Raw genomic sequence first — 23983 nt, forward strand, 5'->3', positions numbered from 1 at the left:
TTTCGGCCTCCAGCTCCTTTAAGCGTTTGATGTCCGAAGTTTCCATTCCGCCGTATTTTTCCCGCCATTTATAGAAAGTTGAATTCCCCATGCCATATTTACGACAGAGTTCCTTGACAGGAATACCAGCTTCAGCTTCTTTTAAAATAGCGACGATTTGATGTTCAGTCATTTTTTTCATAATTAAATCCCCTTTACTTTTATCATAGAGAATTTTCTACTTTTTTGCTGTACTATTTTAGGGGATAGTTACAAATTTGATATTGTTGTCAGCCGTTATTCAGCACATCACTGGCATGATGTGGGCAAAGGTATTCGACAGCTCCATCGCATAACTAAACCTGGTGGTAAATTAATTATTATGGATGTTGTTTCACCTGGTCACCCTGTATTAGATATTTGGCTACAAACTGTTGAAGCCTTGCGTGACACATCACACGTTCGCGACTATACCCCCGGTGAGTGGTTAACCTTTTTAACTGAAGCAGGTTTTGTCATTAATAATATAACTCGCCACCGTTTAACACTCTCTTTTGATACATGGGTTAAACGAATGCGTACTCCTGAAAAGTTAATTGAAGCAATACGAACTTACCAAGAAACGGCAGCTGACGATACAAAAAATTATTTTGAACTTCAAGCAGATGGTTCTTTTACTACGGATATGATGATTATTGCAACTGAAAAAGTCATCTAAAATGATCCGTTGTCATAAACGGCTTTAAATTTAAAGCTGTTTACGTTGGCTTGATGGAGGAATTGATAAGGCTTCACGGTATTTTGCTACGGTTCGACGGGCGATCATAATACCCTGCTCTTCAAGGATTGCGACCAATTTACTATCACTTAATGGCTTTTTGCTGTCTTCTGCCAATATATATTTTTTAATTAAAGCGCGAATAGCTGTCGACGAAGCTTCGCCACCTGATTCTGTGTTTACATGACTAGAAAAAAAGAATTTTAACTCAAATATTCCTGTAGGGCATTGTAAATATTTCTGTGTTGTCACACGGGAAATCGTTGATTCATGCATATCAATTGCCGTTGCAACATCAGACAAAATCATTGGTTTCATGTATTCAGTACCGTGTTCAAAAAATGCTTGCTGATGCTCAACAATAAATTGACTTACTTTAAGTAATGTTTCATTACGATTTTCAATACTTTTAATAAACCAATTCGCATTTTGCAAATGTGATCGAATATACTGACTATCACTTTCATTTGCTATCTTTTCCATTGCAGCATATTGCTGATTAATGCGTAAGCGCGGCATAGTGTCATTATTCAGATCAACAATCCAGTTTCCATTCACTTTTTTTACTAAAACATCAGGGATCACATAATCTGGCGGTGTAGTATTGACTGAATCGCCAGGATAAGGTTGTAAATGTTGAATAAAATTGACTGCTTCTTTTAACTGTTCATCGCTTGCGTTTAATACTTTTTTTAATGTTCTATAATCTCGAGTCGCCAATAAATCTAAGTAGTTATCAATAATTTGTTTAACCAGCAGTGGATAAGTTAAATGTTGAATTTGAATAGACAAACACTCTTGTAACGATCTGGCACCCACGCCAATTGGATCAAAATGCCAAATACGCTTTAAAACAGTTTCAACTTCGTTCAATTCAATCTCGTCATTACCCTGCTCTTCCAAAATTTCATCTAATGAAACCGTTAGATAGCCTCGCTCATCAATCGCTTCAATAATCGATACCGCTATCGCCTTGTCAGTATCACTAAAAGGCGTTAATTCAAGTTGCCATCTTAAATAATCATGTAACGTTTCGTGAGTTTCACCTTGGTAGATAGGCAATTCATCATTACGATAATCAGAGTGAGTGCCAGAGGGGGTTCCAGCAGTATAGATATCATCTAATGAGGCATCTAATGGAATATCTTCGGGTATTTCTCGGCTATCTAAGGCTTCACGCGTATCGATATTCTCATCTTTAACATTTTGTTCAACATCAATTTCGTGATATTGATCAGCCACTTCAAGCAATGGGTTATTTTCAAGCTCGGTTTGAATCTCTTGTTGAAGCTCTAAAGTTGACAACTGTAGCAATCGAATCGCCAATTGTAATTGTGGTGTCATCGAAAGCTGTTGCGAGACTTTCAGTTGTAAACTGGGTTTCATCATAACCTAAATTCATTTCCTAAGTAGACACGTTTTACATCTTCGTTATTTAAAATACTGGTCGGTGTACCTTCAGCAATTAAATGTCCTTTATTAACAATATAAGCCCGCTCACAAACATCTAATGTTTCACGGACATTATGATCGGTTATTAATACGCCTAGTCCTCGATCACGTAGATGTTTAATAATACTTTTGATATCTATCACAGAAATCGGATCGACGCCCGCAAAAGGTTCATCAAGCAGAATAAATTTAGGGTTAGCAGCTAACGCGCGAGCAATTTCAACTCGGCGTCTTTCACCACCGGATAAAGATTGCCCTATACTGTCACGAATATGTGTAATATGGAACTCTTCAAGTAACTCTTCGGCGCGGTTAATTTTTTCATTTTTATCAATATCTTTTCGCGTTTCTAAAATTGCCATAATGTTATCAATAACAGACAATTTTCTAAAAATAGAGGCCTCTTGCGGTAAATAACCGATGCCTTTTTGTGCACGCTCGTGTAAGGGTAAAATGCTGATGTCATGATCATCAAGATAAATTTTACCCGCATTTAAGGTCACAATACCAACCACCATGTAAAAAGTGGTGGTTTTACCTGCGCCATTTGGTCCTAATAACCCAACGATTTCGCCAGAATTAACGGTTAAACTGACATCTTCAACTACACGGCGTTTTTTGTATACTTTAGCTAGATTTTCCGCTTTTAAAATTGACATTTTATTTGCTCATCTCTTTAACTTGGTTTGGGATGATAGTGCTCTTAACTCGCCTATTCTTACCTGGCTGCGCAAATATTTGCTGTTTTTTGACATCATAAATAATCATTTCACTTACAATATGATTATCTTGTTGAAATAACTCAGCATTACCTTGTAACACAATATTATTTTGTTTTACATTGTAAATCACTTGTGAAGATTGCCCTGTGACAATCTTATTGTTTTTAGGCAAAATTTGTTTATAATTCACTGGATTACCATAAGCTGTAATTTTTTGTTTTTCTGTGTTTTGCATTTCAGTGACAACCACTTTATCCGCTTTTATGGTTAATCCTTCTTGCACAATGACCACATTGCCAATAAATGTAATAGTATTATTTTCAATATCAATCTGTTGATTATCGGCATCAATTGCAATGGGTTTATTATCGGCAAACATTTTGGGATCTGCAGGTTGCTTAGTCTGCCCATTTGCAAAACTACTTAAAGAAATAGGTAGCAATAAAATTAATGAACAAACAACTTGTTTTAGCGAACTCATGTTTTATTTTGCCTCAGTGTTATAATATGTTTTTACATTTTCAAGTATGTTAGCCTTTTTTGCACGCAAATCGCCTGCTAAACCAATACCGGTTGAATAAAATCCCACCCCATTAATGATGACAGGATCTTTGGATGTAACTAGCTGTGAAGTTAAATCTACCACCGCATTATCTGTTTTGACTTGTTTTAATTGAGATTCTTGTGTCAAATTATCTAATTGCACATCATGATAAAGATACAAAAGTTTATCACTCGTTAGCGTCGCTTGCTTTGCCTTAATATGCCATATAGCTATATTTTGTTGATCATAAATCGTAAAATTGGGCAAATCGAATTCAGTATTACCTGAATTATCGTAATGCCTAACATTACTCGACTCAATTTTATAAACAAGTTCCCCTGATAAGTCGTAAATATCTGTTAACATGTCATCACTTTGATAAATCGGTTTATCTGATGCATCTTGAGTAGATTGGCTTACTGCCGCATCTTCTTTTTGATAATTATAATAAACACCGATAACAACAATGAGCAGTAAAAAACAGATTAGATTTTTTTTATTCATAACATACGTTATTCACATTAATTAGAAATTATTATTTCGAATGTCCAAAATTTTAATTATTTTACTTTATTTTTTATTAAATTAATATCGAACATTAAAAGAAGTTAAGTCGTTTTGTGGCAATAATTCACAAATATTTATATGTGAAATACGCGACGAGGCAGGACCACCATTTTCAATCCATTTTTTTAATTTGGCTATTTGTAAGTCGTCACCTTGAGCAATAATTTCAACATCACCATTTTCTAAATTGCGAACATAACCAACTAATCCCAGCTTTTGGGCTTGCTGATAAGTAAAAAAACGAAATCCAACGCCTTGCACTCGACCACTCACATTTATTTTAACTTTCTTAATCATCCTACAACCCCGCTATTACTAACTCAAACATAGTTATCGTAATGATGAATAGGATTATTCAGATTGTAAGCAGTGAATAATCATTCACCATCATCAGGCACTAATTTATCCAAAAAATATAAATACCACACTAGTAAGTGTCATATAAGATAACGTAATAATATTACTATAAAGTTGTTATTACTCGATTCGATTTTATTTATTTTGTTTTTTTAATAGAATAACCATTAGAATTAATAACAGATTATAAAAACAATGGATATAAAAAATGGTATTGAACTATAAAAAAAGCCTGTTCTTATTTTGGCTATTATCAATATTAAGCTACTATACACTTTGTTCATGTACTTTTGCCAATGTTGGTATTGATAAACAAAAAATTGGCAAGGTCGTTGATGAATTTAATGGAGTGAAAGTCTATTATAATGGTAGCATCTATAACGTGAGTGGAAGAAATATCGCGAAAGACGGCTATAACTTAGGCCAAAAATATCAATGTGTTGAGTTTATTAAACGTTATTATTATCAGCGTTTTAATCATAAAATGCCAAATAGCTATGGCCATGCTAAAGATTTTTTTGACCCATCAATTGCTGATGGAAAGATCAATCGCCAACGCAATTTACTACAATTTCATAATGGATCACCCACTAAACCACAAGTTGATGATATTATTGTTCTTAATTGGTCTAGCTATGGGCATGTTGCTATTATCAGTAAAGTAACTGACACCGAAATTGAAATTGTGCAACAAAATCCAGGACCCAATGCTAGCAGTAGAGCAACGTTTCCTTTAATTCTTAAAAATGGAATATGGACAATAGAGATTGCTGGCGCTTTAGGTTATTTGCGTAAAAAACAATAGCTGTCCAAATAAATCGGGTTATAAAAAGATAAGCAACATAATTATTCACAACATAAAAAAAGAACAATCGAGTGCTTTAATAGATACTAATCAACAAACCATTCATTCTACTACTTGGATACTATTTTTATTGTCTCTAAAATAGTTTTCAGTTTAGCTGTTTTTTTATATCGTGTTTATTTTGTAAAAAAGTTTCAGAAAAGGTAGTGTTTAAGTATAAAAAAGAGATAAAAAAGGGCAAAACCACAATAATTTCTTCTTTTAAGTGTATTAACGGTATAATAAATCGTGTTACGACTGGATTTTAACTGTTACAGTTACCAGTTTTTAAATCAATATGCTTTGTAATTAATGGACTGTATTTTGATATTATTAATAGATAATTATGATTCTTTTACATTTAATATTAACGATTATTTATGCCAAGTTGGCGCAGAAGTTAAAGTCATCAAAAACGACGAACTGACAATGGAACAAGTAAAAGAACTCGCCTTTTCTAAAATTATCATTTCCCCTGGCCCAGGGGCACCAATTAATGCAGGAATATCACTTGCTATTATTGCCGAATTTGCTCATATTTGCCCGATATTGGGAATTTGTTTAGGACATCAAGCCATTGCACAATATTATGGTTACCGCATTGCCAAAGCACCAACACCGATGCACGGTAAAGTTGATGAAATAACACATGATGGTCAGGGGATATTTAAAGGAATCAAAAACCCGCTTTCAGTGGTTCGCTATCACTCATTAATTGCATGTGATAATTTTTCACAAAAAAATTCTCACCTAATTGTAACTGCTCGAAACAATCAAGGCTTGATTATGGGATTACGTCATAAAACGTTACCCATTGAGTCAGTTCAATTCCACCCTGAAGCGATAAAAACCGAATCAGGCTTACAAATGATTAATAATTTTGTCCATGAGCAATCTTAATATGAAAATTTATATAGATTTTGAAGGTCAGCATAAATATTTTTGCAATCCTATCGCCATTTTAAGATCGAATGATTACTCAACAATTAAACAGCAATTCGATTTAATCGAAAAATTTACGCAACAAGGTTTTTACGCGGTTGGATATCTCGCTTATGAAAGCGCAACGGGGTTAAATAGCGAAAATAAAACAAAACATAATGATGAGGTCCATCAAGGTTTGCCACTATTGTTATTTGGTATTTTTGATCATTATTCTATCGTTGAACAAGTAGAACTAAATGATTATACACCGCCAAGCTTTGATTTAATAAGCGATACATCAAGAGATGAATATAATCAAAAAATTGACTTTATTCGATCACAAATTGAATCAGGCAATACTTATCAAACCAACTATACTATCCAATTTACCGCACCATTTAATGAAAGCGCTATTGATTATTACCACTTTCTACAAAAAAACAATCAGGCAGATTATTGTGCTTATCTTGAGTTTGACGATTATCATATTTTATCGATTTCACCCGAATTATTCTTTAAGTTAGACAATAACATTATTACGACAAAACCAATGAAAGGAACAACCGCACGCGGCTTAAATAATCAACAAGATAAACGACAATTAGAGTTGTTATTTTCTGAAAAAAATCAAGCTGAAAACATGATGATTGTTGATTTGTTGCGTAATGATTTAAGTCGCATTGCAAAACCGGGAACAGTAACGGTGCCTAAATTATTTTCAGCGGAAAAATATCCAACCGTTTGGCAATTGACGTCAACGATTCAAGCTGAAATGAAGGAAAATGTCAGTTTATATCAAATTTTTCAAGCCCTATTCCCTTGTGGCTCAATTACCGGTGCCCCAAAAACCAGTACTATGCAAATTATCGTAGATATTGAAAACTCACCACGGGGTGTTTACTGTGGAACAATTGGTTATATTGAGCCCTATATGAATAAAGCTATATTTAATATCCCAATTCGTACATTAACCATACACAATCAACAGATGCGCTATGGTGTTGGTGGTGGGATCACTTGGGATTCAACATCTCAAGACGAATATAGTGAGATCTTAGCGAAAACAGCCATTTTGAATCGCACTATTTCTACCCCAAAATATATTATTGAATCATTGTTGCTTGAAAAAGGGCAATTTTTATTATTAGATGAACATTTAAGCAGACTTGCTCAATCAGCTAATTATTTTGATTTTAACTGTGACATTCATGCAATTAAGATGCAACTCATTAAGTTAGCAAATTCCATGCCTAACAACCTTTATAAAGTGAGAATCTTACAGCAAAAAGATGGGCACTATTCCATTAACCAAGATATAATTAATAACCCAATGAAAATTAATGAAATTCATCTGGCAACACAATGTGTTAATACTCAAAATGTGTATTTATATCATAAAACTTCCAATCGTGAGCACTTCCCTGATTTAACTGTAGGAAAAGAATATATTAATTTTAATCAACACAATGAGATTACTGAATTTGTTAATGGTAATCTCGCGTTACTGATTAATGATGAATGGGTGACACCTAAAAAAGAATCAGGATTATTAGCCGGCACTATGCGGCAATTTTATTTGGATCACAATCAATTGTTAGAAAAAACGATTTTAAAAGATGATCTGGTAAATGCTGATAAAATCGCTTTTATCAATAGTGTTCGCAAATGGGTGGAAATCGATGATAAGGTCTTTAGTCAATTCAAATTGTCACTAAGATCTATTGCCATTTAAGTTTAGACATTCCGTCAGCACGCTGACAGAATATCAGTGTAACACTAATGTTTTATTGAGTTTGCAAAGTCTAGTTCTTCATCTTGCCATCCTTTCGATAGCGCTTTAACTAAAGCATCATAGCCATTGGTTGCTAAAGGAATATGGCGCTCAAATGGTTTGCTTTCAATATTATTTTTACGGTCAGTAACAACCCATCGGCCTTTAATTATCGCATCCCCCGTATAACTGCCATGAAAGCTATCTATAAATAATTTTACCGTTAGTGTTGGTGTTGTAATTGACTTACTGGATACTAAATAATTAGGTAACATAGCCGTTAAATCCTGCGTTAATCGGTCTTGAAGCTGCTGAGATAACGTTGATACCCATAAATGGTTGATTGCTGTTTCATATTTAATATTATCAGTTTGTAATACAATACCCGGTTTATTTAAAAAACTCGCCACATCAACTGACTCAATCCAAATAAATTGATTCGTGGTTTTCATATTTTGCGATACAGGAATCTGTGAATTGCTAGTGAGTTGAAAATAACTTTTACTCGGGATGCTAGCTGAGCAACCCACTAATATAGCAAATAATGGCATAAATACGACTATAAGCAGTTTTTTATATATTCTGTTCATTATTTTTTACCTTTTGCTTGAGGTTCTTGATCTTTTTTCGCTGGCGCAGAAAAAATCAATGCATTACTTTTATCATTAAGCGTATTGAGTAATGGAGTGAGTTCGTCCATCATTTGTTGCACTTTTTGTAAACTCTCTTTCATTTGATTGTTGAGCTCAGAACCCGGTTGTAAGCCTTTCATTGTTTCATTTAATGAACGTAATGTCTTTTGCAGATCTTTTGGCATATTTTGCATTTCCTTACTCGCCATAATCTGATTTAATGATTTCATTAATCGTTCGCTTGAAGCTAATGATTGGTTGAACTGTGATAAGGTATTGTTAAGTGGTAAATTATTAAAGTTATCAAGTAACTGCATAATTTTTGCTTGAATTTGCGCAATTCCTGTCGAAGTTGCCTCAATAGTGTTGTAACCAAACTGTTTCGCTAGTTTAGGATCATATTGATTTTTTAAGTCAGGATAAAAATCAAGATCTATATATAGTGCACCTGTGAACATGTTCAAGGTTTTTAACGAAGCTCTTAATCCATTTTTTTGCTCTTTCATAATTAATGCGGCAATGTCGATCTTTTCATCAACCAGTTCAGATAAACGATCGGGTTCAATCCTGATTAATATCGGCACTTTTTTATTTAAAATTGACGATTTTTCTAGCATTTCAGCAGTGTAAAATGGCACTTTAGATACTGTGCCTAGCCTAATACCATGATATTCAACGGGCACACCTTCGGTTAATCCAGATATTGAGTCAGAGAGCATAATAAGAAACTCTTTATATTCGGTATACTGCGAGTCTTGGATAGATTTTTTATCTTCATATAGTTTATAAACTGCATTTTGTTCAGCAGGTGCACCTAATTTGGAACCTTCAGGTAAATCAAAACTAATCCCTCCAGACATTAACACATCTAAAGAAGGTACATCGAGACTAGCCCCCCGAGATGATAGTGTTAAATTGATCCCTCCTTCTTTCCAAAAACGAACATTTTGTGTTACTAGTACATCATAAGGTTTAGTTATAAAAATTTGATATTTCATTTTACGTGATTCAACATCAAATTCTGAAGTCTCAACATTACCTACACGATAGCCATGAAACATGATAGAAGCACCACGAGGAATCACACCATTTTGCTCACTTTCTAAATTTAGGCGAATTCCTTTAATGCTTGGATCAGACAAGGGTGGAGCATCCGAAAGCACGAACGGTTTATGTTGAAAACTATGTGTATCGTTTCCAGCAGCTAATTCTATATAAACACCCGATAAAATAGTCCCTAACCCAGTCACCCCATCACGGCCAATTTCAGGCTTAACAACCCAAAAAATCGAGTCATTTTTTAGTAACGGATCCATATCATTATAAATACGACCTTTTATTACCACTTGTTTGTAGTCATCAGATAAAGTCACTTCGTCAACTATACCTACATCAACGCTGCGGTTTTTAATTACTGTTTTTCCAGCAATAATGCCACTTGCGTCTTTTGCAAGTAATGTGAACGAGGTGCCTCTATCGGCAAAATGAGCATAGATTATCCAAAGCCCCACAATTGCAGTCACAATGGGAATAATCCATATAGCTGAAATAGCTCTAATTCTAATTATTTTTGCTAATTTACTTGATGTTGCCATATTGTTCCTATTAATCTATTTTCTTTTTTGCCGACGATCCCAAATTAACCGAGGATCAAATTTTTGTGATGCAATCATCGTGATAATAACGACAGTTGCAAAAAATGTAACACCAATATCTGGGTAAACGCCCATCATTTGCTGATTTCTAACCAAAGAACAAATAACAGCAACCACAAATATATCAATCATTGACCATTTACCAATAAACTCAACTGCAGTGTACAATTTTTTCATTTTTAAGCAATTATGTTTATTTTTTCGTTTTACTGCTAGTGCAAAATAACAAAGCCAACTGAGTGAAATGATCTTTAAGATTGGAATAACAACACTCGCAATAAAAATGACAAGTGCAACAGGTATATCACCGGCCTGCCACATATAAATGACACCATCCATAATAGTCGATGTTGATGACGATCCGAAAACAACGGTTATCATAATTCCAAATAAATTAGCGGGAATGTAAAGAATTAATGAAGTAACCAATAAGGCCAGAGTCCATTGTATTTTATCAAGATCTCTGATTTTGCTTTTTTGTTTACACCTCGGACATTTTACATAATGCACTGGCAATATAGCCTGACAGCATTTGCAAAGTTTTAAATTTTGACACATGCCAGTTTTACCGACTTTTAGTGTATCGGTAGCAAAATTACTACGATGAATTTCATTCCAGATTGTTTCTGGCGAAAAAATCACTAAAGATTTTATATAAAAAAAGACAAATAGACAGAACGCCCAAAATGTGCCAGTCACACCAATACTGCCATAACTCATTAATTTAACAAAACTCACCAAAATTCCTGTAAGAAAAATTTCGGGCATACACCAATGCTGAAACTTTTCATAAAAAATAAGCAAATCTCGTTTACGGTACTTTGTTAATCGTAGTTTAGAACAGAGCAAAACGATAATTGATAAATTTAATATAGGAAAAAACAAAACAAATAAGATAAAAAGCGCTGAAATATAGCTATATTTATCAAAAAAAAGGGTTTTAGGGATATCTATTACGCTAATACCAATAAAATTGCCCACAATACGAATATCAATAAAGATAAAGCCACAGGCTACAATAATCATAATTAATGAACAAACTGCATACATAGCTGCGCTAAACTTCATATTACTATTATTTTTAGCTAAGGTCGTATTACAACGAGGGCAAACAGCTTTATGCCCTATGGTTATATTAGATAATTCTATGACCAAATCACAGTGTGAGCATAAAACATAATGTTGTTTATCAATGGCCATTATTTCCCTTTATTTGATATATATTTTATGTCTGTAAAAATATTTCAGATTAGCATAACGTTTACGAATAAAAACTATTGAATTATTTCAAACAATTGCTTAAGAAATCACTATTTCAATAAATAAAAATTGGTCAAACCTTCTTCACAGCTAATCATATCAAATGGCAATTTTTTATGAAAGCATTACTAAATTAAATTAGTAAAATTTGATTATGATCAGATTTTTTTATAACAATCTAACTCAAATGCATGACGACTTTTATATGTACTTAAACTATCATCATTAGTCTAAAAGCCATTAAATATTATAATTATAATAATTAACAAAATAATCCAATAAAGTTAATCTTGAATATCATTATTTCATCACCATCTGTTAGTTTCAATTATTATACTAAATGGATTATTTATAAAAAATTGTGAAGAAGTTCCCATAATTAACTAAATAATTTTTCTGTATAAAAAAAACTTGATACTGTATAACAATACAGTATAATGTATATCCATATCCTAACTCATTGGAATTTTATAATATGAACGAAAACAAACAACGCGCACTTTCAGCTGCATTAAGTCAAATAGAAAAACAATTTGGTAAAGGTTCAATTATGCGTTTAGGCGATACCCAAACGTTAGATGTGGATGCGGTATCTACTGGTTCTTTAGGGCTAGATATTGCATTAGGTATCGGCGGCTTACCAATGGGCAGAATCGTTGAAATTTTTGGACCAGAATCATCAGGTAAAACTACACTTACTTTATCTGTTATCGCGCAAGCACAAAAAGAAGGTAAAACTTGCGCATTTATTGATGCTGAACATGCACTTGATCCAATTTATGCTGCAAAATTAGGCGTGCAAGTCGATGATTTATTAATTTCTCAACCCGATACAGGAGAACAAGCGCTTGAAATTTGTGATGCCTTAGTTCGCTCTGGTGCAGTTGATGTTATTATTGTCGACTCGGTTGCTGCTTTAACACCAAAAGCAGAAATTGAAGGTGAAATGGGCGATTCACATATGGGATTACAAGCCCGTTTAATGTCACAAGCATTACGTAAGCTTACCGCAAATATCAAAAATGCAAATTGCTTAGTTGTATTTATTAACCAAATTCGAATGAAGATTGGTGTTATGTTTGGTAATCCCGAAACAACAACCGGTGGTAATGCACTTAAATTCTATGCATCAGTACGTTTAGACATTCGCCGTACAGGCTCAGTAAAGGAAGGCGAAGATGTTATTGGTAGTGATACACGTGTAAAAGTAGTTAAAAATAAAGTTGCAGCACCTTTTAGACAAGCCGAATTTCAAATTCTTTATGGTTGCGGTATTTCTAAAGAGGGTGAATTAATTGACTTAGGAGTTAAACATAAATTAGTCGATAAAGCTGGCGCATGGTATAGCTACAATGGCGAAAAAGTGGGGCAAGGTAAAGCTAACTCAATTAAGTTTTTTCAGGAACGTCCAGAAATCGCTAAAGAACTTGAAACTAAACTACGTGATTTATTACTTAATAGCCCAGCAGTTTTTACGGCTGATGACGAAAATATTTCATCTGAGGATGAAAGCATTGAATAATGAGAAAAAACTCAATAAATTAATCCTAAATAAAGCTGTGCAGTTACTTGCACAGCGCGATCACTCTTCGTATGAGCTAAGCCAAAAAATAACATTTTTTTTTGCAAAGAAACAACAGAGTACAGATGAAGAATCTCAAAGCCAATTAGCCAAACTAAAAATTGAAATACAAGATGTTATTGAGTATTGTATTAATAAAAATTGGATTAATGATGAGCAATATATTGAAAAATATATTGTTATGCGCGCAAATAAAGGCTACGGAAAATATAAAATTGCAATGGAACTTAAACAACGCGGTTTATCCGTTGATTTAAGTCGACAGCTATTGCAAATGGCTAATATCAACTGGGAAGATCTTGCGCATCAGCAATTACTAAAAAAGCTAAAACAAATTAACCATAAAAATAATAATAAAAAACAAAAGTGTATGCAATTTTTAATATCACGAGGTTATACACAAGATGATATTAAAGCTGTACAAGATTTATTGACTTAAATAATTATAATATTTAGAATATAATATATACAATTTAGAAAAAACAATTACAAATAAAGCTCACTAATTCTTTTTTATTTTTTCCTTAATTTACTTGTAATATTAACTAGATCCGCATCAATAGAAGAATATTTACTTTTCAACTTTAGCTGTAGCGGGTATATTACTATGTTTGAAAATCTATCGTTTTATATGGAAGCATAAATGAAAAGTACTGCAGAAATTCGTCAAAGTTTTCTTGACTTTTTCCGTGGCAAAGGACATGAAGTTGTCACAAGTAGTTCCCTTGTTCCACACAATGATCCAACACTGTTATTTACTAATGCCGGAATGAATCAATTTAAAGATGTATTTCTTGGTATTGATAAGCGTTCTTATAGTAGAGCAACGACATCACAACGTTGCGTGCGTGCTGGTGGTAAACATAATGATTTAGATAATGTTGGCTACACAGCCCGACATCATACTTTTTTTGAAATGTTAGGAAATTTTAGTTTCGGCGACTATTTTAAGCATGATGCAATACATTTTGCATGGGAATTATTGACCAGTAAAGAATGGTTTAATCTCCCAAAAGATAGGTTAACCGTCACCGTTTATGAGACAGATGACGAAGCCTATGCAATCTGGGAAAAAGAGATCGGTATACCTAAAGAACGCATAATTCGTATTGGTGATAATAAAGGTGCCCCATATGCTTCTGATAACTTTTGGCAGATGGGCGATACTGGTCCTTGCGGTCCTTGTACCGAAATTTTTTATGATCATGGTGATCATATTTGGGGCGGACCTCCTGGTAGCGCTGAAGAAGATGGTGACCGGTTTATCGAAATTTGGAACATTGTCTTTATGCAATTTAATCGCCATCCTGACGGCACAATGGAGCCATTACCTAAACCGTCTGTCGATACCGGTATGGGGCTAGAACGTATTGCGGCCGTATTACAACATGTTAATTCTAATTATGAAATAGATCTGTTCAAAAAATTAATTAATGATGCAGCCAATGTTATTCAAACTAAAGATTTAGAAAGTAAATCTTTGCGCGTTATTGCTGACCATATTCGTTCTTGTGCTTTTCTAATTTCGGATGGGGTATTACCTTCAAATGAAGGTCGAGGTTATGTATTACGCCGAATTATTCGACGTGCTGTGCGCCATGGGCATATGCTTGGTGCAAAAGATATTTTCTTCTATAAGCTTGTTAAACCATTAATTGATGTGATGGGGAGCGCAGCGGTTGAACTAGAAACTAATCAAAAATTAGTCGAAGACGCACTCAAAATTGAAGAAGAACAATTTTTAAAGACCTTGGAACGCGGGTTATTTTTACTCGATCAAGAATTAGCTAAACTAACAGGTGAAGTATTGCCTGGCGATATTGCATTTAAACTTTATGATACTTACGGCTTCCCGCTAGATCTAACCGCTGATGTATGTCGTGAAAAAAATATTAGTATTGATGAAGCTGGCTTTAATCAATGTATGGAAGAACAAAGAAAACGAGCCCGCGAATCAAGCTCATTTAATGTCGATTATAGCAATGTTATTAAACTTGATGATAAAACTGAGTTTTTAGGCTATCAAGCAACAGAATCCTCAGGAAAAGTTATTGCTATATTTAAAAATGGACAGAAAGTTGAAAGTATTAGCGCTGGTGATGAAGCTATCGTCATTTTAGATAAAACACCATTTTATGGAGAGTCAGGTGGTCAAATTGGTGATAAAGGCTTATTAACAGCAGCGAATCTTGAATTTAGCATTTTTGATACCCAAAAATATGGTAAAAGCATTGGTCATTTAGGAAAAATCATTAAAGGTTCTTTAAAAATTGGCGATAATATCACTGCAGCTATTGATGTAGAGCTACGAGAACGTATTCGTCGTAATCATTCTGCTACACATTTATTACAAGCCGCCTTGCAACGTGTTTTAGGTAACCATGTTCATCAAAAAGGGTCTTTAGTTAATGACAGCTATTTGCGTTTTGACTTTTCACATAATCAAGCCATTACGTCAGAACAAATTATTGAAATAGAGAACTTAGTTAATCAACAAATTCGTCGCAATTTACCTGTAGATATTGAGTTAATGTCAATTGATAAGGCAAAAAATAAAGGTGCAATGGCTTTATTTGGTGAAAAATATGAAGATATTGTTAGAGTTTTAACAATGGGTGATTTTTCAATTGAACTTTGTGGCGGCACTCACGTAGATAGAACTGGTGATATTGGTTTATTTAAAATAATATCTGAATCAAGTATAGCCTCTGGTGTTCGCCGTATTGAAGCAACGTCAGGGCAAAATGCAATGGATTTGATACACCATGAGTCCAATTTATTAGCTCAAATTGGACAAGCTGTTAAAAGTGACAAATCCGCGGTTTTAGCACGTATTGAGCAATTGCTTGATCAAACTAAGCTACTTGAGAGAACAATTGAGCAATTAAAAGCGCAGAAAGCGACTCAGGAGAGTGCTCAATTGCTTAATCAATGTGAAAAAATCAATAATAAAAATTTACTCATCGCTAAACTTGATAACGTCGAAGCAAAAGTACTGCGTACGATGATTGATGATCTTAAAAATCAATTAAAAACAGGCGTCATCATTTTAGCTGCCGTTAATGATAGTAAAATCAATTTAGCAGCTGGTGTTACTAATGATTTAGTCAGTATTATCAAGGCTGGAGAATTAGTTTCGCAGTTAGCACTAAAAGTAGGTGGTAAAGGTGGTGGGCGACCTGATTTCGCTCAAGCAGGTGGAATGGATCTCTCGGCGTTACCAGAAGCGTTATCTTCTGTGAAAAAAGAAATCAGTAATAAATTACAAGCAAGTTAGCCAGATTTACTCAAATATTTTTAATTAAATATTAGAGTTTTTCTGTAAAATTCCGTCTTTCTATCTTACTGATGGGGGCTGACGAAGCTATATCTTAAAAATTGTTTGGATATATACTTAACTGATATTAGGAGATCTAATGTTAATTTTAACTAGGAGAGTAGGTGAAACACTAATTATTGGTGACGATGTAGTCATTACCATTTTAGGTGTCAAAGGTAATCAAGTCAGAATTGGTATCAATGCCCCTAAAGAAGTTTCGATTCATAGGGAAGAGATATATAATAAAATTCATCAACACCAAGATGTAAACGATGGATCATCTGACCTTACAGAGTAATATTGGGTAGTAAATAAACAACTAGCACGCGTAAGCAAAAAAATGTTTGACTTATTTTTTGTAAACCGTAATATGTGCGCCACACATTATGATTTTGTTGTTAAAGCAGAGTCATAATGTTTTGGTGAGATGGCCGAGAGGCTGAAGGCGCTCCCCTGCTAAGGGAGTATGCGGTCAAAAGCTGCATCGAGGGTTCGAATCCCTCTCTCACCGCCATTTAAAAAATTAAAATATGCATCCGTAGCTCAGCTGGATAGAGTACCCGGCTACGAACCGGGCGGTCAGGGGTTCGAATCCCTTCGGATGCACCATTTTAATAAATTCAAAACGCATCCGTAGCTCAGCTGGATAGAGTACCCGGCTACGAACCGGGCGGTCAGGGGTTCGAATCCCTTCGGATGCACCACTTTTTTAACGAACTTACACGCATCCGTAGCTCAGCTGGATAGAGCACTCGGCTTCGAACCGAGCGGTCAGGGGTTCGAATCCCTTCGGGTGCGCCATTTAGGTTGAATCCCGATATAATTCTAGTATACTAAGCTTACAAAATTTAATATCAATAAATCAATCTACTTTTTGATTTATATGTTCTGTTATCTATATTAGAATAACAACAAAGTAGAAAGATATTCCCTAATTAATAATGGACATTATGTATGTTAGACCCAAATTTACTCCGAAATGAATTGGATCTTGTCGCTAATAAATTAGCACGTCGTGGATTTAAATTAGATGTTGATGCTATTCGTCATCTAGAAGAAAAGCGCAAAATATTACAAGTTGAAACTGAGAACTTACAAGCTGAGCGTAACGCTCGCTCAAAAGCTATTGGTCAAGCAAAAGCTCGCGGTGAAGATATCACAGCTGTTCGTGAAGAAGTTAACAAACTAGGTGAAAAACTTAATAGAGCAAAAACAGAGCTTGATATATTACTCAATCAAATTAAAGATATTGCCTCTACTATCCCGAATATTCCTGATGAATCTGTCCCTGATGGTAAAGATGAAAGCGATAATATCGAAATATCACGTTTTGGTACACCAAGGACATTTGATTTTCCTGTTCAAGATCACGTTGCATTAGGTGAACGTTTTGGTGGGCTTGATTTTGCAGCTGGCGTAAAACTAACAGGTGCTCGTTTTGTGGTCATGAAATCACAAATAGCACGCTTACATCGCGCTATCACCCAATTTATGTTAGATTTACACACCGAACAACACGGCTATGCCGAAATTTATGTACCGTATCTTGTAAATCAAGCAACACTTTTTGGTACAGGACAATTACCTAAATTTGCAGGTGATTTATTTCATACTAAACCACTAGATGAAGAAGCAGACAGCAGCAATTATGCGTTAATTCCAACCGCTGAAGTGCCAGTCACTAACCTTGTACGCGATGAAATTCTTGATGAAAGTGTATTACCATTAAAAATGACAGCACATACTCCTTGCTTCCGTTCAGAGGCGGGATCTTATGGAAAAGACACTCGCGGCTTAATTCGTATGCATCAATTTGATAAAGTAGAATTGGTTCAAATTGTTAAGCCTGAAGAGTCTATGAAAGCGCTAGAGGAACTAACTGCTCACGCAGAAAAAGTACTACAATTACTTGAACTGCCATATCGAAAAATTATACTGTGCACTGGTGATATGGGCTTTGGTTCATGTAAAACCTATGATCTGGAAGTATGGGTACCGGCTCAAAATACCTATCGTGAGATATCTTCTTGTTCAAATATGTGGGATTTCCAAGCTCGACGTATGCAAGCTCGTTATCGTAATAAAGCTGACAATAAAACCTATTTAGTACATACGCTAAATGGTTCTGGATTAGCAGTTGGTCGAACGCTGGTTGCCATTATGGAAAACTATCAACAAGCAGATGGCACAATTAAAATTCCATCTGTTTTAGTTCCTTATATGAATGGCGTTGAGTTTATCGGATAAGATAACTATATATCACATAGACAATAGCGCTAATAATTAGCGCTATTTTTTTATTAATTAAGGTAGGTGGAGAAATGATAAAAGGAGTTATGCTTTCAATAATGGCATCATGTTTATTTGGGCTACTTTATTACTATCCTGTTTTATTAAATCCCTTATCTGTTGTTGATATTTTTTGTTGGCGATTATTAACATCCTTTCCTGCAATAGTTGTATTGATCATCGCTGGAAAACAGTGGCCAGCCATAACTGCACTATTTAGCCGAATAAAACAACAACCTCTTCTTTTATTGGGGTTATTATTTTCTTCGTTTTTGCTCACAATACAGATGATGATTTTTATCTGGGCGCCACTTAATGGACATGGACTATCCGCCTCACTAGGTTATTTTTTATTACCATTAGCAATGGTGATTTCTGGACAGATCGTTTATAAAGAAAAGCTTAGTTTTTTACAAAAAATTGCGGTTGGACTTGCTGTATTAGGCGTTGCTATTGAAATCTACATTACAGGTGCATTTTCATGGGAAACAGTTGTTATTGCCTTGGGGTACCCAATATACTTTATAGTAAGGCGCAAATTGCAAATAGATGGCATTTCTGGCACGTTTTCTGACTTTTTATTTATCTTCTTAGGGTGCATTGTATATTGTGCTTTAAACTATCGTTTAGACAAAATAATCAGTGATCTTTCTCATTTCCATATTTATATCCCTATGCTAGGTATCATCACTGCGGTTGCTTTTGCAATGTATTTCGTTGCTAGTCGTTTATTGCCCATGGGATTATTTGGCTTAATGGGATACGTGGAACCCGTGCTACTAACACTTATTTCAATAGTATTTTTACATGAAACAGTCTCATTAAAGCACATTGTGTCATATGGATTTATTTGGCTATCAGTTTGTATTCTAGCTTTGGAAGGTGGGATTTTTGTTATGCGAGCAATAAAACGTAAAAGAATTTAGTGGATACTAAAAAGGCACAATTCATTGTGCCTTTTGTCAACCTCTTATCTATTATTTACTAAAAGTGACATAATGACCATAACTTTCTATGATGTCTTTGATCCTATCAAGCGTTTCTCTTGGTGGCGCTTCAACTCCTTCCAACTTATATTCATCGCCAAGTGTATCCCATTTATATGCCCCCATTTTATGATAAGCAAGTAATTCTACACGCTCAATATTGTCCATCCCGTGAATAAATTGACCAAGCAAATGCGCTGAATTATCATCATCGGTCCATCCAGGAACAACTACATAGCGTATCCAAGTTCGTTTATTGATTTTTTGTAAATATTTGGCAAACTCAAGAACCCGCTTATTAGGGACACCGACTAATTTTTGATGAATATCATCATTGACTTGTTTTAAATCAAGCATAACTAAATCAGTGACATCTAAAAGTTCATCAACAACATGATCGAGTTGTCTTGCATAACCATTTGTATCTAAACATGTGCTGATCCCCTCTTGATGACAGGCTTTAAACCATTCTGTAACAAATTCAGCTTGTAACGTTGCTTCACCACCAGAAGCCGTTACCCCACCACCATTTGGCATAATAAAACTTTTATAAGAAATAATTTCTTTCATCAGTTCTTCAACTGTGACTTCTTTTCCTGCTTTTAAATCCCAAGTATCACGATTATGGCAATACAAGCAACGCATTAAACAACCTTGAAAAAAGACAATAAAACGGATTCCTGGACCATCAACAGTGCCAAAGGATTCAAAAGAGTGAATGCGACCTTTAATAGGCGATTTTGTTGTCATAATAATATTTTGTTGTTCCATAGATAATCTCTAATCATTGCTCATATTACTTTTAATAATTTTAGCGCCGATAGCATTTGGCTTACACCAATTATATTAATCGACGATAATTATATTTTGTTTAATTATACCGAATAAATACCAACAATATTCAATTATTATCATCATATTGATATTTAATTAAAGTTGTCACCAATATTCTTTATTCTTTCAAACTAGATAAAAAAATAGCGCCCTTAAGGACGCTATTTCGATTCAGTTAATCAATTAACTCAACTACATTGCTTGCGTAAATGTACGATTGATTACGTCATTTTGTTGTTCTTTAGTTAATGAGTTGAAGCGTACTGCATATCCAGAAACACGAATGGTTAACTGTGGATATTTTTCAGGGTGCTCCATTGCATCTAATAATGTGTCACGATTTAGAACATTAACATTTAGATGTTGACCACCTTCAATTGTTGCTTCGTGATGGAAGTAGCCGTCCATTAAGCCAGCTAAATTGCGTTTACGCACATCATCATCTTTACCTAATGCATTTGGAACGATAGAGAAAGTATAAGAAATACCGTCTTTAGCATAAGCAAATGGTAATTTAGCAACAGAGGTTAATGAAGCCACTGCACCTTTTTGGTCACGTCCATGCATTGGGTTAGCACCTGGGCCAAATGGAGCACCAGCACGACGACCATCTGGAGTATTACCCGTTTTTTTACCGTATACAACATTTGAAGTAATAGTTAATACTGACTGAGTAGGGATTGCATTACGATAAGTTTTAAGTTTTTGAATTTTCTTCATGAAACGTTCAACTAAATCAACAGCAATATCATCGACTCGTGGATCATTGTTACCGAATTGTGGATATTCACCTTCGATTTCAAAATCAGTCGCTAAACCATCTTCATCACGGATAGTTTTCACTTTTGCATATTTAATTGCAGAAAGTGAGTCAGCCGCAACAGAAAGACCGGCAATACCACATGCCATAGTACGAATAACATCACGGTCGTGAAGCGCCATTAATGATGCTTCATAGCTGTATTTATCGTGCATGTAGTGAATAGCATTTAATGCTGTTACATATTGTTTTGCTAACCAATCCATAAAGTGGTCTAAACGAGCAAACACTGTATCGAAATCTAAATACTCATCAGTGATTGGGGCTTCTTTAGGACCAACTTGCATTTTTAATTTTTCATCCACACCGCCGTTGATTGCGTATAGAAGTGTTTTAGCAAGGTTTGCACGCGCACCAAAGAATTGCATTTGTTTACCCACAATCATTGGGCTTACACAACATGCAATAGCATAGTCATCATTGTTAAAATCAGGACGCATTAAATCATCATTTTCATATTGTAATGATGAAGTATCAATTGATACTTTTGATGCGAACTCTTTAAATCCACTTGGTAATTTTTCAGACCAAAGGATAGTCATATTAGGTTCTGGAGATGGACCCATTGTATATAAAGTATTTAAGAAACGGAAAGAAGTCTTAGTAACTAAAGTACGACCATCAACTCCCATACCTGCGATAGATTCAGTTGCCCAAATTGGATCGCCAGAGAATAATTCATCATATTCAGGAGTACGTAAGAAACGAACCATACGTAATTTCATAACGAAATGGTCAACAATTTCTTGCGCATCTTTTTCAGTAATTAATCCAGCTTCAAGGTCACGTTGGAAGTAAATATCAAAGAAAGTCGACGTACGACCTAATGACATTGCTGCACCATTTTGTGATTTAACCGCAGCTAAATAACCGAAGTAAGTCCATTGCACTGCTTCTTGTGCTGTTTTAGCTGGTGCTGAAATATCGTAACCATATTTAGCGGCCATTTCTTTAATTTGACCAAGCGCACGATGTTGTTCTGCGATTTCTTCACGGCGTTGCATAGTCATTGCTAAATCAACACCGTTTTCGAAATCTGCTTGTAATGAATTGAATTGTGCAAATTTATCTTGCATTAAGTAGTCAATACCATAAAGTGCAACACGACGGTAATCACCAATAATACGACCACGACCATAAGCATCAGGAAGACCAGTAATAACACCTGATTTACGACAACGAAGAATATCTGGTGTATAAATATCAAAAACACCTTGGTTATGTGTTTTACGGTATTCTGTGAAGATTTTTTTAACTAAAGGATCAAGAGTTCTGTTATAAGCTTTACAAGAATTCTCGATCATTTTGATACCACCAAACGGAATAATTGCACGTTTTAGCGGTTTTTCAGTTTGTAAACCAACAATTTTTTCTAAATCTTTTTCAATATAACCTGCATCATGAGCAGTAATTGTCGAAATAACACTAGTATCAAAATCCACAGGGGCATGGGTAGCATTTTCAATTTTAATGCCTTCCATTACTTTATCCCATAACTTAGTTGTCGCTTCAGTTGCGCCAGCTAAGAAAGACTCATCGCCCTCATATGGCGTGTAGTTTTTTTGAATAAAATCGCGGACATTAACATTATTTTGCCAATCACCATCTTTAAAGCCTTTCCAAGCAACTGCTTGTACTTCGTTTAAATTACTCATAGTTTTTCACCTCAGGTTTACAAAAATATCTATTTATCCCCATATATATGAGGGTAAATATTATAAAATCAATGTGGCTTACGTAAATATAAAGCCCAATAAGGTAGCGCCACAGCTAAACCACCTAAAATATTCCCTATTGTCACTGGGATTAAATTGTTAAATACAAAATGTGTTACTGTTAGCTCTTTAAATGCATCTGGCGATACACCAACTGCTTGCCAAAATTCAGGAGAAGCAAAATTGTTAATAACAATGCCCATTGGGATCATAAACATATTTGCAATGCTATGCTCAAAACCACTGGCGACAAACATGGCGACAGGTAATACCATAATGAGCATTTTATCGAGTAAACTACGTCCAGCATAACTCATCCAAGCAGCCAAACAAACCATTAAATTAGCGAGAAAACCAAGACACACAGCTTCAATAAAGGTATGATGTAATTTATGATCAGCTGTTTGTAGAACATTCAATCCCCACAAACCATTAGCAACCATATACTGACCAGAAAACCAAATAACTGTGACAAACAGTATAGCACCAATAAAGTTACCGATATAGACCAAAATCCAATTACGGATCATTTTCGCCCAACTCACTTTGCGAGTCATTTTGGGTAAAATGGTTAATACGGTTGAAGTAAATAAGTCCGAACCACAACAAACAACCAGCATCAGTCCTAATGAAAAACAGATACCACCGACCAATTTTGCTAAACCAAAAGCAACGGTTGCGGTTCCAGTTGTTACGGTAATATAAAATACGAAAGCAATAGAGATAAAAACCCCTGCAAGAATCGCAGATAACATTGTGCTACATAAGGGTTTATTTACTTTGTAATTACCAATATCTTCGGCAATTTGGGTCATTTGTGCGGGAGAATAGGAATCTACAAGTTTATCGGTACTCAAACTAACATCCTCAAAAAAACTAGGGTTTTATGAGAGGCATAGTATACTCAAAATTTGAAGCAGATCACGTTTTTTTTATTAAAAAATTTTAAAACT

At 34.7% G+C, this 23983-nt stretch carries 21 protein-coding genes, 4 tRNA genes and 1 pseudogene; 14 read left to right on the forward strand and 12 right to left on the reverse strand.

Annotation, left to right across the window (positions count from 1 at the left end; all coding sequences use genetic code 11):
• Positions 1 to 181, reverse strand: a 181-nt coding sequence (locus ACYIAL_RS10010; protein ID WP_255306853.1) for a transposase, incomplete at its 3' end; no start/stop codon positions are given.
• Positions 182 to 256: 75 nt separating this feature from the next.
• Between ACYIAL_RS10010 and ACYIAL_RS10015 the strand changes: the two are divergent.
• A pseudogene (locus ACYIAL_RS10015) lies at positions 257 to 697 on the forward strand (class I SAM-dependent methyltransferase); the annotation flags it as partial.
• A gap of 30 nt (positions 698 to 727) precedes the next feature.
• On the opposite strand, the gene ACYIAL_RS10020 reads toward ACYIAL_RS10015, so the two are convergent.
• The 5 genes from ACYIAL_RS10020 to yccX form a co-directional block, all read right to left on the reverse strand.
• The gene (locus tag ACYIAL_RS10020; protein WP_483751614.1) at positions 728 to 2143 is read right to left on the reverse strand and encodes an RNA polymerase factor sigma-54; all 1416 of its coding nucleotides are present in this window, start codon (positions 2141 to 2143) and stop codon (positions 728 to 730) included.
• Positions 2143 to 2868, reverse strand: coding sequence for an LPS export ABC transporter ATP-binding protein (gene lptB / locus ACYIAL_RS10025; RefSeq protein WP_174795852.1), 726 nt, complete (start codon positions 2866 to 2868; stop codon positions 2143 to 2145). The genes ACYIAL_RS10020 and lptB overlap by 1 nt, the downstream gene beginning before the upstream one ends.
• A gap of 1 nt (position 2869) precedes the next feature.
• Entirely contained in the window at positions 2870 to 3412 is a 543-nt protein-coding gene (gene lptA / locus ACYIAL_RS10030; RefSeq protein ID WP_174795851.1) for a lipopolysaccharide transport periplasmic protein LptA, read from the reverse strand.
• Between the two features lie 3 nt (positions 3413 to 3415).
• Entirely contained in the window at positions 3416 to 3979 is a 564-nt protein-coding gene (gene lptC, locus ACYIAL_RS10035; RefSeq protein ID WP_174795850.1) for an LPS export ABC transporter periplasmic protein LptC, read from the reverse strand.
• An 81-nt stretch (positions 3980 to 4060) separates the two neighbouring features.
• Positions 4061 to 4339, reverse strand: a complete 279-nt coding sequence (gene yccX, locus ACYIAL_RS10040) for an acylphosphatase (RefSeq protein ID WP_174795849.1) — start codon at positions 4337 to 4339, stop codon at positions 4061 to 4063.
• A 268-nt stretch (positions 4340 to 4607) separates the two neighbouring features.
• Here yccX and ACYIAL_RS10045 point away from each other — a divergent pair, with 268 nt between their 5' ends.
• From ACYIAL_RS10045 to pabB, 3 genes are all read left to right on the forward strand, one after another.
• Entirely contained in the window at positions 4608 to 5204 is a 597-nt protein-coding gene (locus ACYIAL_RS10045; protein WP_174795848.1) for a CHAP domain-containing protein, read from the forward strand.
• Positions 5205 to 5567: 363 nt separating this feature from the next.
• Positions 5568 to 6143, forward strand: a complete 576-nt coding sequence (locus tag ACYIAL_RS10050) for an anthranilate synthase component II (RefSeq protein WP_483747189.1) — start codon at positions 5568 to 5570, stop codon at positions 6141 to 6143.
• Position 6144: 1 nt separating this feature from the next.
• Positions 6145 to 7899, forward strand: coding sequence for an aminodeoxychorismate synthase component I (gene pabB / locus ACYIAL_RS10055; protein ID WP_174795846.1), 1755 nt, complete (start codon positions 6145 to 6147; stop codon positions 7897 to 7899).
• Positions 7900 to 7943: 44 nt separating this feature from the next.
• Here pabB and ACYIAL_RS10060 read toward each other — a convergent pair whose 3' ends face one another.
• Genes ACYIAL_RS10060 through ACYIAL_RS10070 form a run of 3 tightly spaced genes read right to left on the reverse strand, consistent with a single transcriptional unit; the run spans position 7944 to position 11425 of the window.
• On the reverse strand, positions 7944 to 8528 hold the full coding sequence (locus ACYIAL_RS10060; protein WP_174795845.1) for a PqiC family protein: 585 nt from the start codon (positions 8526 to 8528) through the stop codon (positions 7944 to 7946).
• Positions 8528 to 10165 (reverse strand): intermembrane transport protein PqiB, encoded by a 1638-nt coding sequence (gene pqiB, locus ACYIAL_RS10065; RefSeq protein WP_174795844.1) that lies wholly within the window; start codon positions 10163 to 10165, stop codon positions 8528 to 8530. The genes ACYIAL_RS10060 and pqiB overlap by 1 nt, the downstream gene beginning before the upstream one ends.
• 15 nt (positions 10166 to 10180) lie before the next feature.
• The gene (locus ACYIAL_RS10070; RefSeq protein WP_174795843.1) at positions 10181 to 11425 is read right to left on the reverse strand and encodes a PqiA/YebS family transporter subunit; all 1245 of its coding nucleotides are present in this window, start codon (positions 11423 to 11425) and stop codon (positions 10181 to 10183) included.
• A gap of 535 nt (positions 11426 to 11960) precedes the next feature.
• On the opposite strand from ACYIAL_RS10070, the gene recA reads away from it, so the two are divergent.
• The 10 genes from recA (at position 11961) to rarD (ending at position 19601) form a co-directional block, all read left to right on the forward strand.
• Entirely contained in the window at positions 11961 to 13007 is a 1047-nt protein-coding gene (gene recA / locus ACYIAL_RS10075; protein WP_174795842.1) for a recombinase RecA, read from the forward strand.
• Entirely contained in the window at positions 13000 to 13506 is a 507-nt protein-coding gene (locus tag ACYIAL_RS10080; RefSeq protein ID WP_174795841.1) for a regulatory protein RecX, read from the forward strand. The genes recA and ACYIAL_RS10080 overlap by 8 nt, the downstream gene beginning before the upstream one ends.
• A 204-nt stretch (positions 13507 to 13710) precedes the next feature.
• Positions 13711 to 16344 (forward strand): alanine--tRNA ligase, encoded by a 2634-nt coding sequence (gene alaS / locus ACYIAL_RS10085; protein ID WP_174795840.1) that lies wholly within the window; start codon positions 13711 to 13713, stop codon positions 16342 to 16344.
• A gap of 139 nt (positions 16345 to 16483) precedes the next feature.
• Entirely contained in the window at positions 16484 to 16684 is a 201-nt protein-coding gene (csrA, locus tag ACYIAL_RS10090; RefSeq protein ID WP_065638771.1) for a carbon storage regulator CsrA, read from the forward strand.
• A gap of 123 nt (positions 16685 to 16807) precedes the next feature.
• Positions 16808 to 16900 (forward strand) — tRNA-Ser (locus ACYIAL_RS10095).
• Positions 16901 to 16918: 18 nt separating this feature from the next.
• A tRNA-Arg gene (locus ACYIAL_RS10100) sits at positions 16919 to 16995 on the forward strand.
• Between the two features lie 18 nt (positions 16996 to 17013).
• Positions 17014 to 17090: transfer RNA gene (locus ACYIAL_RS10105), tRNA-Arg, on the forward strand.
• Between the two features lie 20 nt (positions 17091 to 17110).
• A tRNA-Arg gene (locus ACYIAL_RS10110) sits at positions 17111 to 17187 on the forward strand.
• A 153-nt stretch (positions 17188 to 17340) separates the two neighbouring features.
• The gene (gene serS / locus ACYIAL_RS10115; protein ID WP_174795839.1) at positions 17341 to 18633 is read left to right on the forward strand and encodes a serine--tRNA ligase; all 1293 of its coding nucleotides are present in this window, start codon (positions 17341 to 17343) and stop codon (positions 18631 to 18633) included.
• A 74-nt stretch (positions 18634 to 18707) separates the two neighbouring features.
• Entirely contained in the window at positions 18708 to 19601 is an 894-nt protein-coding gene (gene rarD, locus ACYIAL_RS10120; protein ID WP_483751595.1) for an EamA family transporter RarD, read from the forward strand.
• A gap of 51 nt (positions 19602 to 19652) precedes the next feature.
• Here rarD and pflA read toward each other — a convergent pair whose 3' ends face one another.
• The 3 genes from pflA to focA form a co-directional block, all read right to left on the reverse strand.
• A complete protein-coding gene (gene pflA, locus ACYIAL_RS10125; RefSeq protein WP_238786489.1) occupies positions 19653 to 20432 on the reverse strand; it encodes a pyruvate formate lyase 1-activating protein in 780 nt (259 codons plus the stop codon).
• Positions 20433 to 20687: 255 nt separating this feature from the next.
• On the reverse strand, positions 20688 to 22970 hold the full coding sequence (pflB, locus tag ACYIAL_RS10130) for a formate C-acetyltransferase (protein WP_174795837.1): 2283 nt from the start codon (positions 22968 to 22970) through the stop codon (positions 20688 to 20690).
• 68 nt (positions 22971 to 23038) lie between these two features.
• Positions 23039 to 23887, reverse strand: a complete 849-nt coding sequence (gene focA / locus ACYIAL_RS10135) for a formate transporter FocA (RefSeq protein ID WP_483747197.1) — start codon at positions 23885 to 23887, stop codon at positions 23039 to 23041.
• Positions 23888 to 23983: the final 96 nt, after the last annotated feature.

It is taken from the genome of Gilliamella sp. X-57, assembly GCF_057063565.1.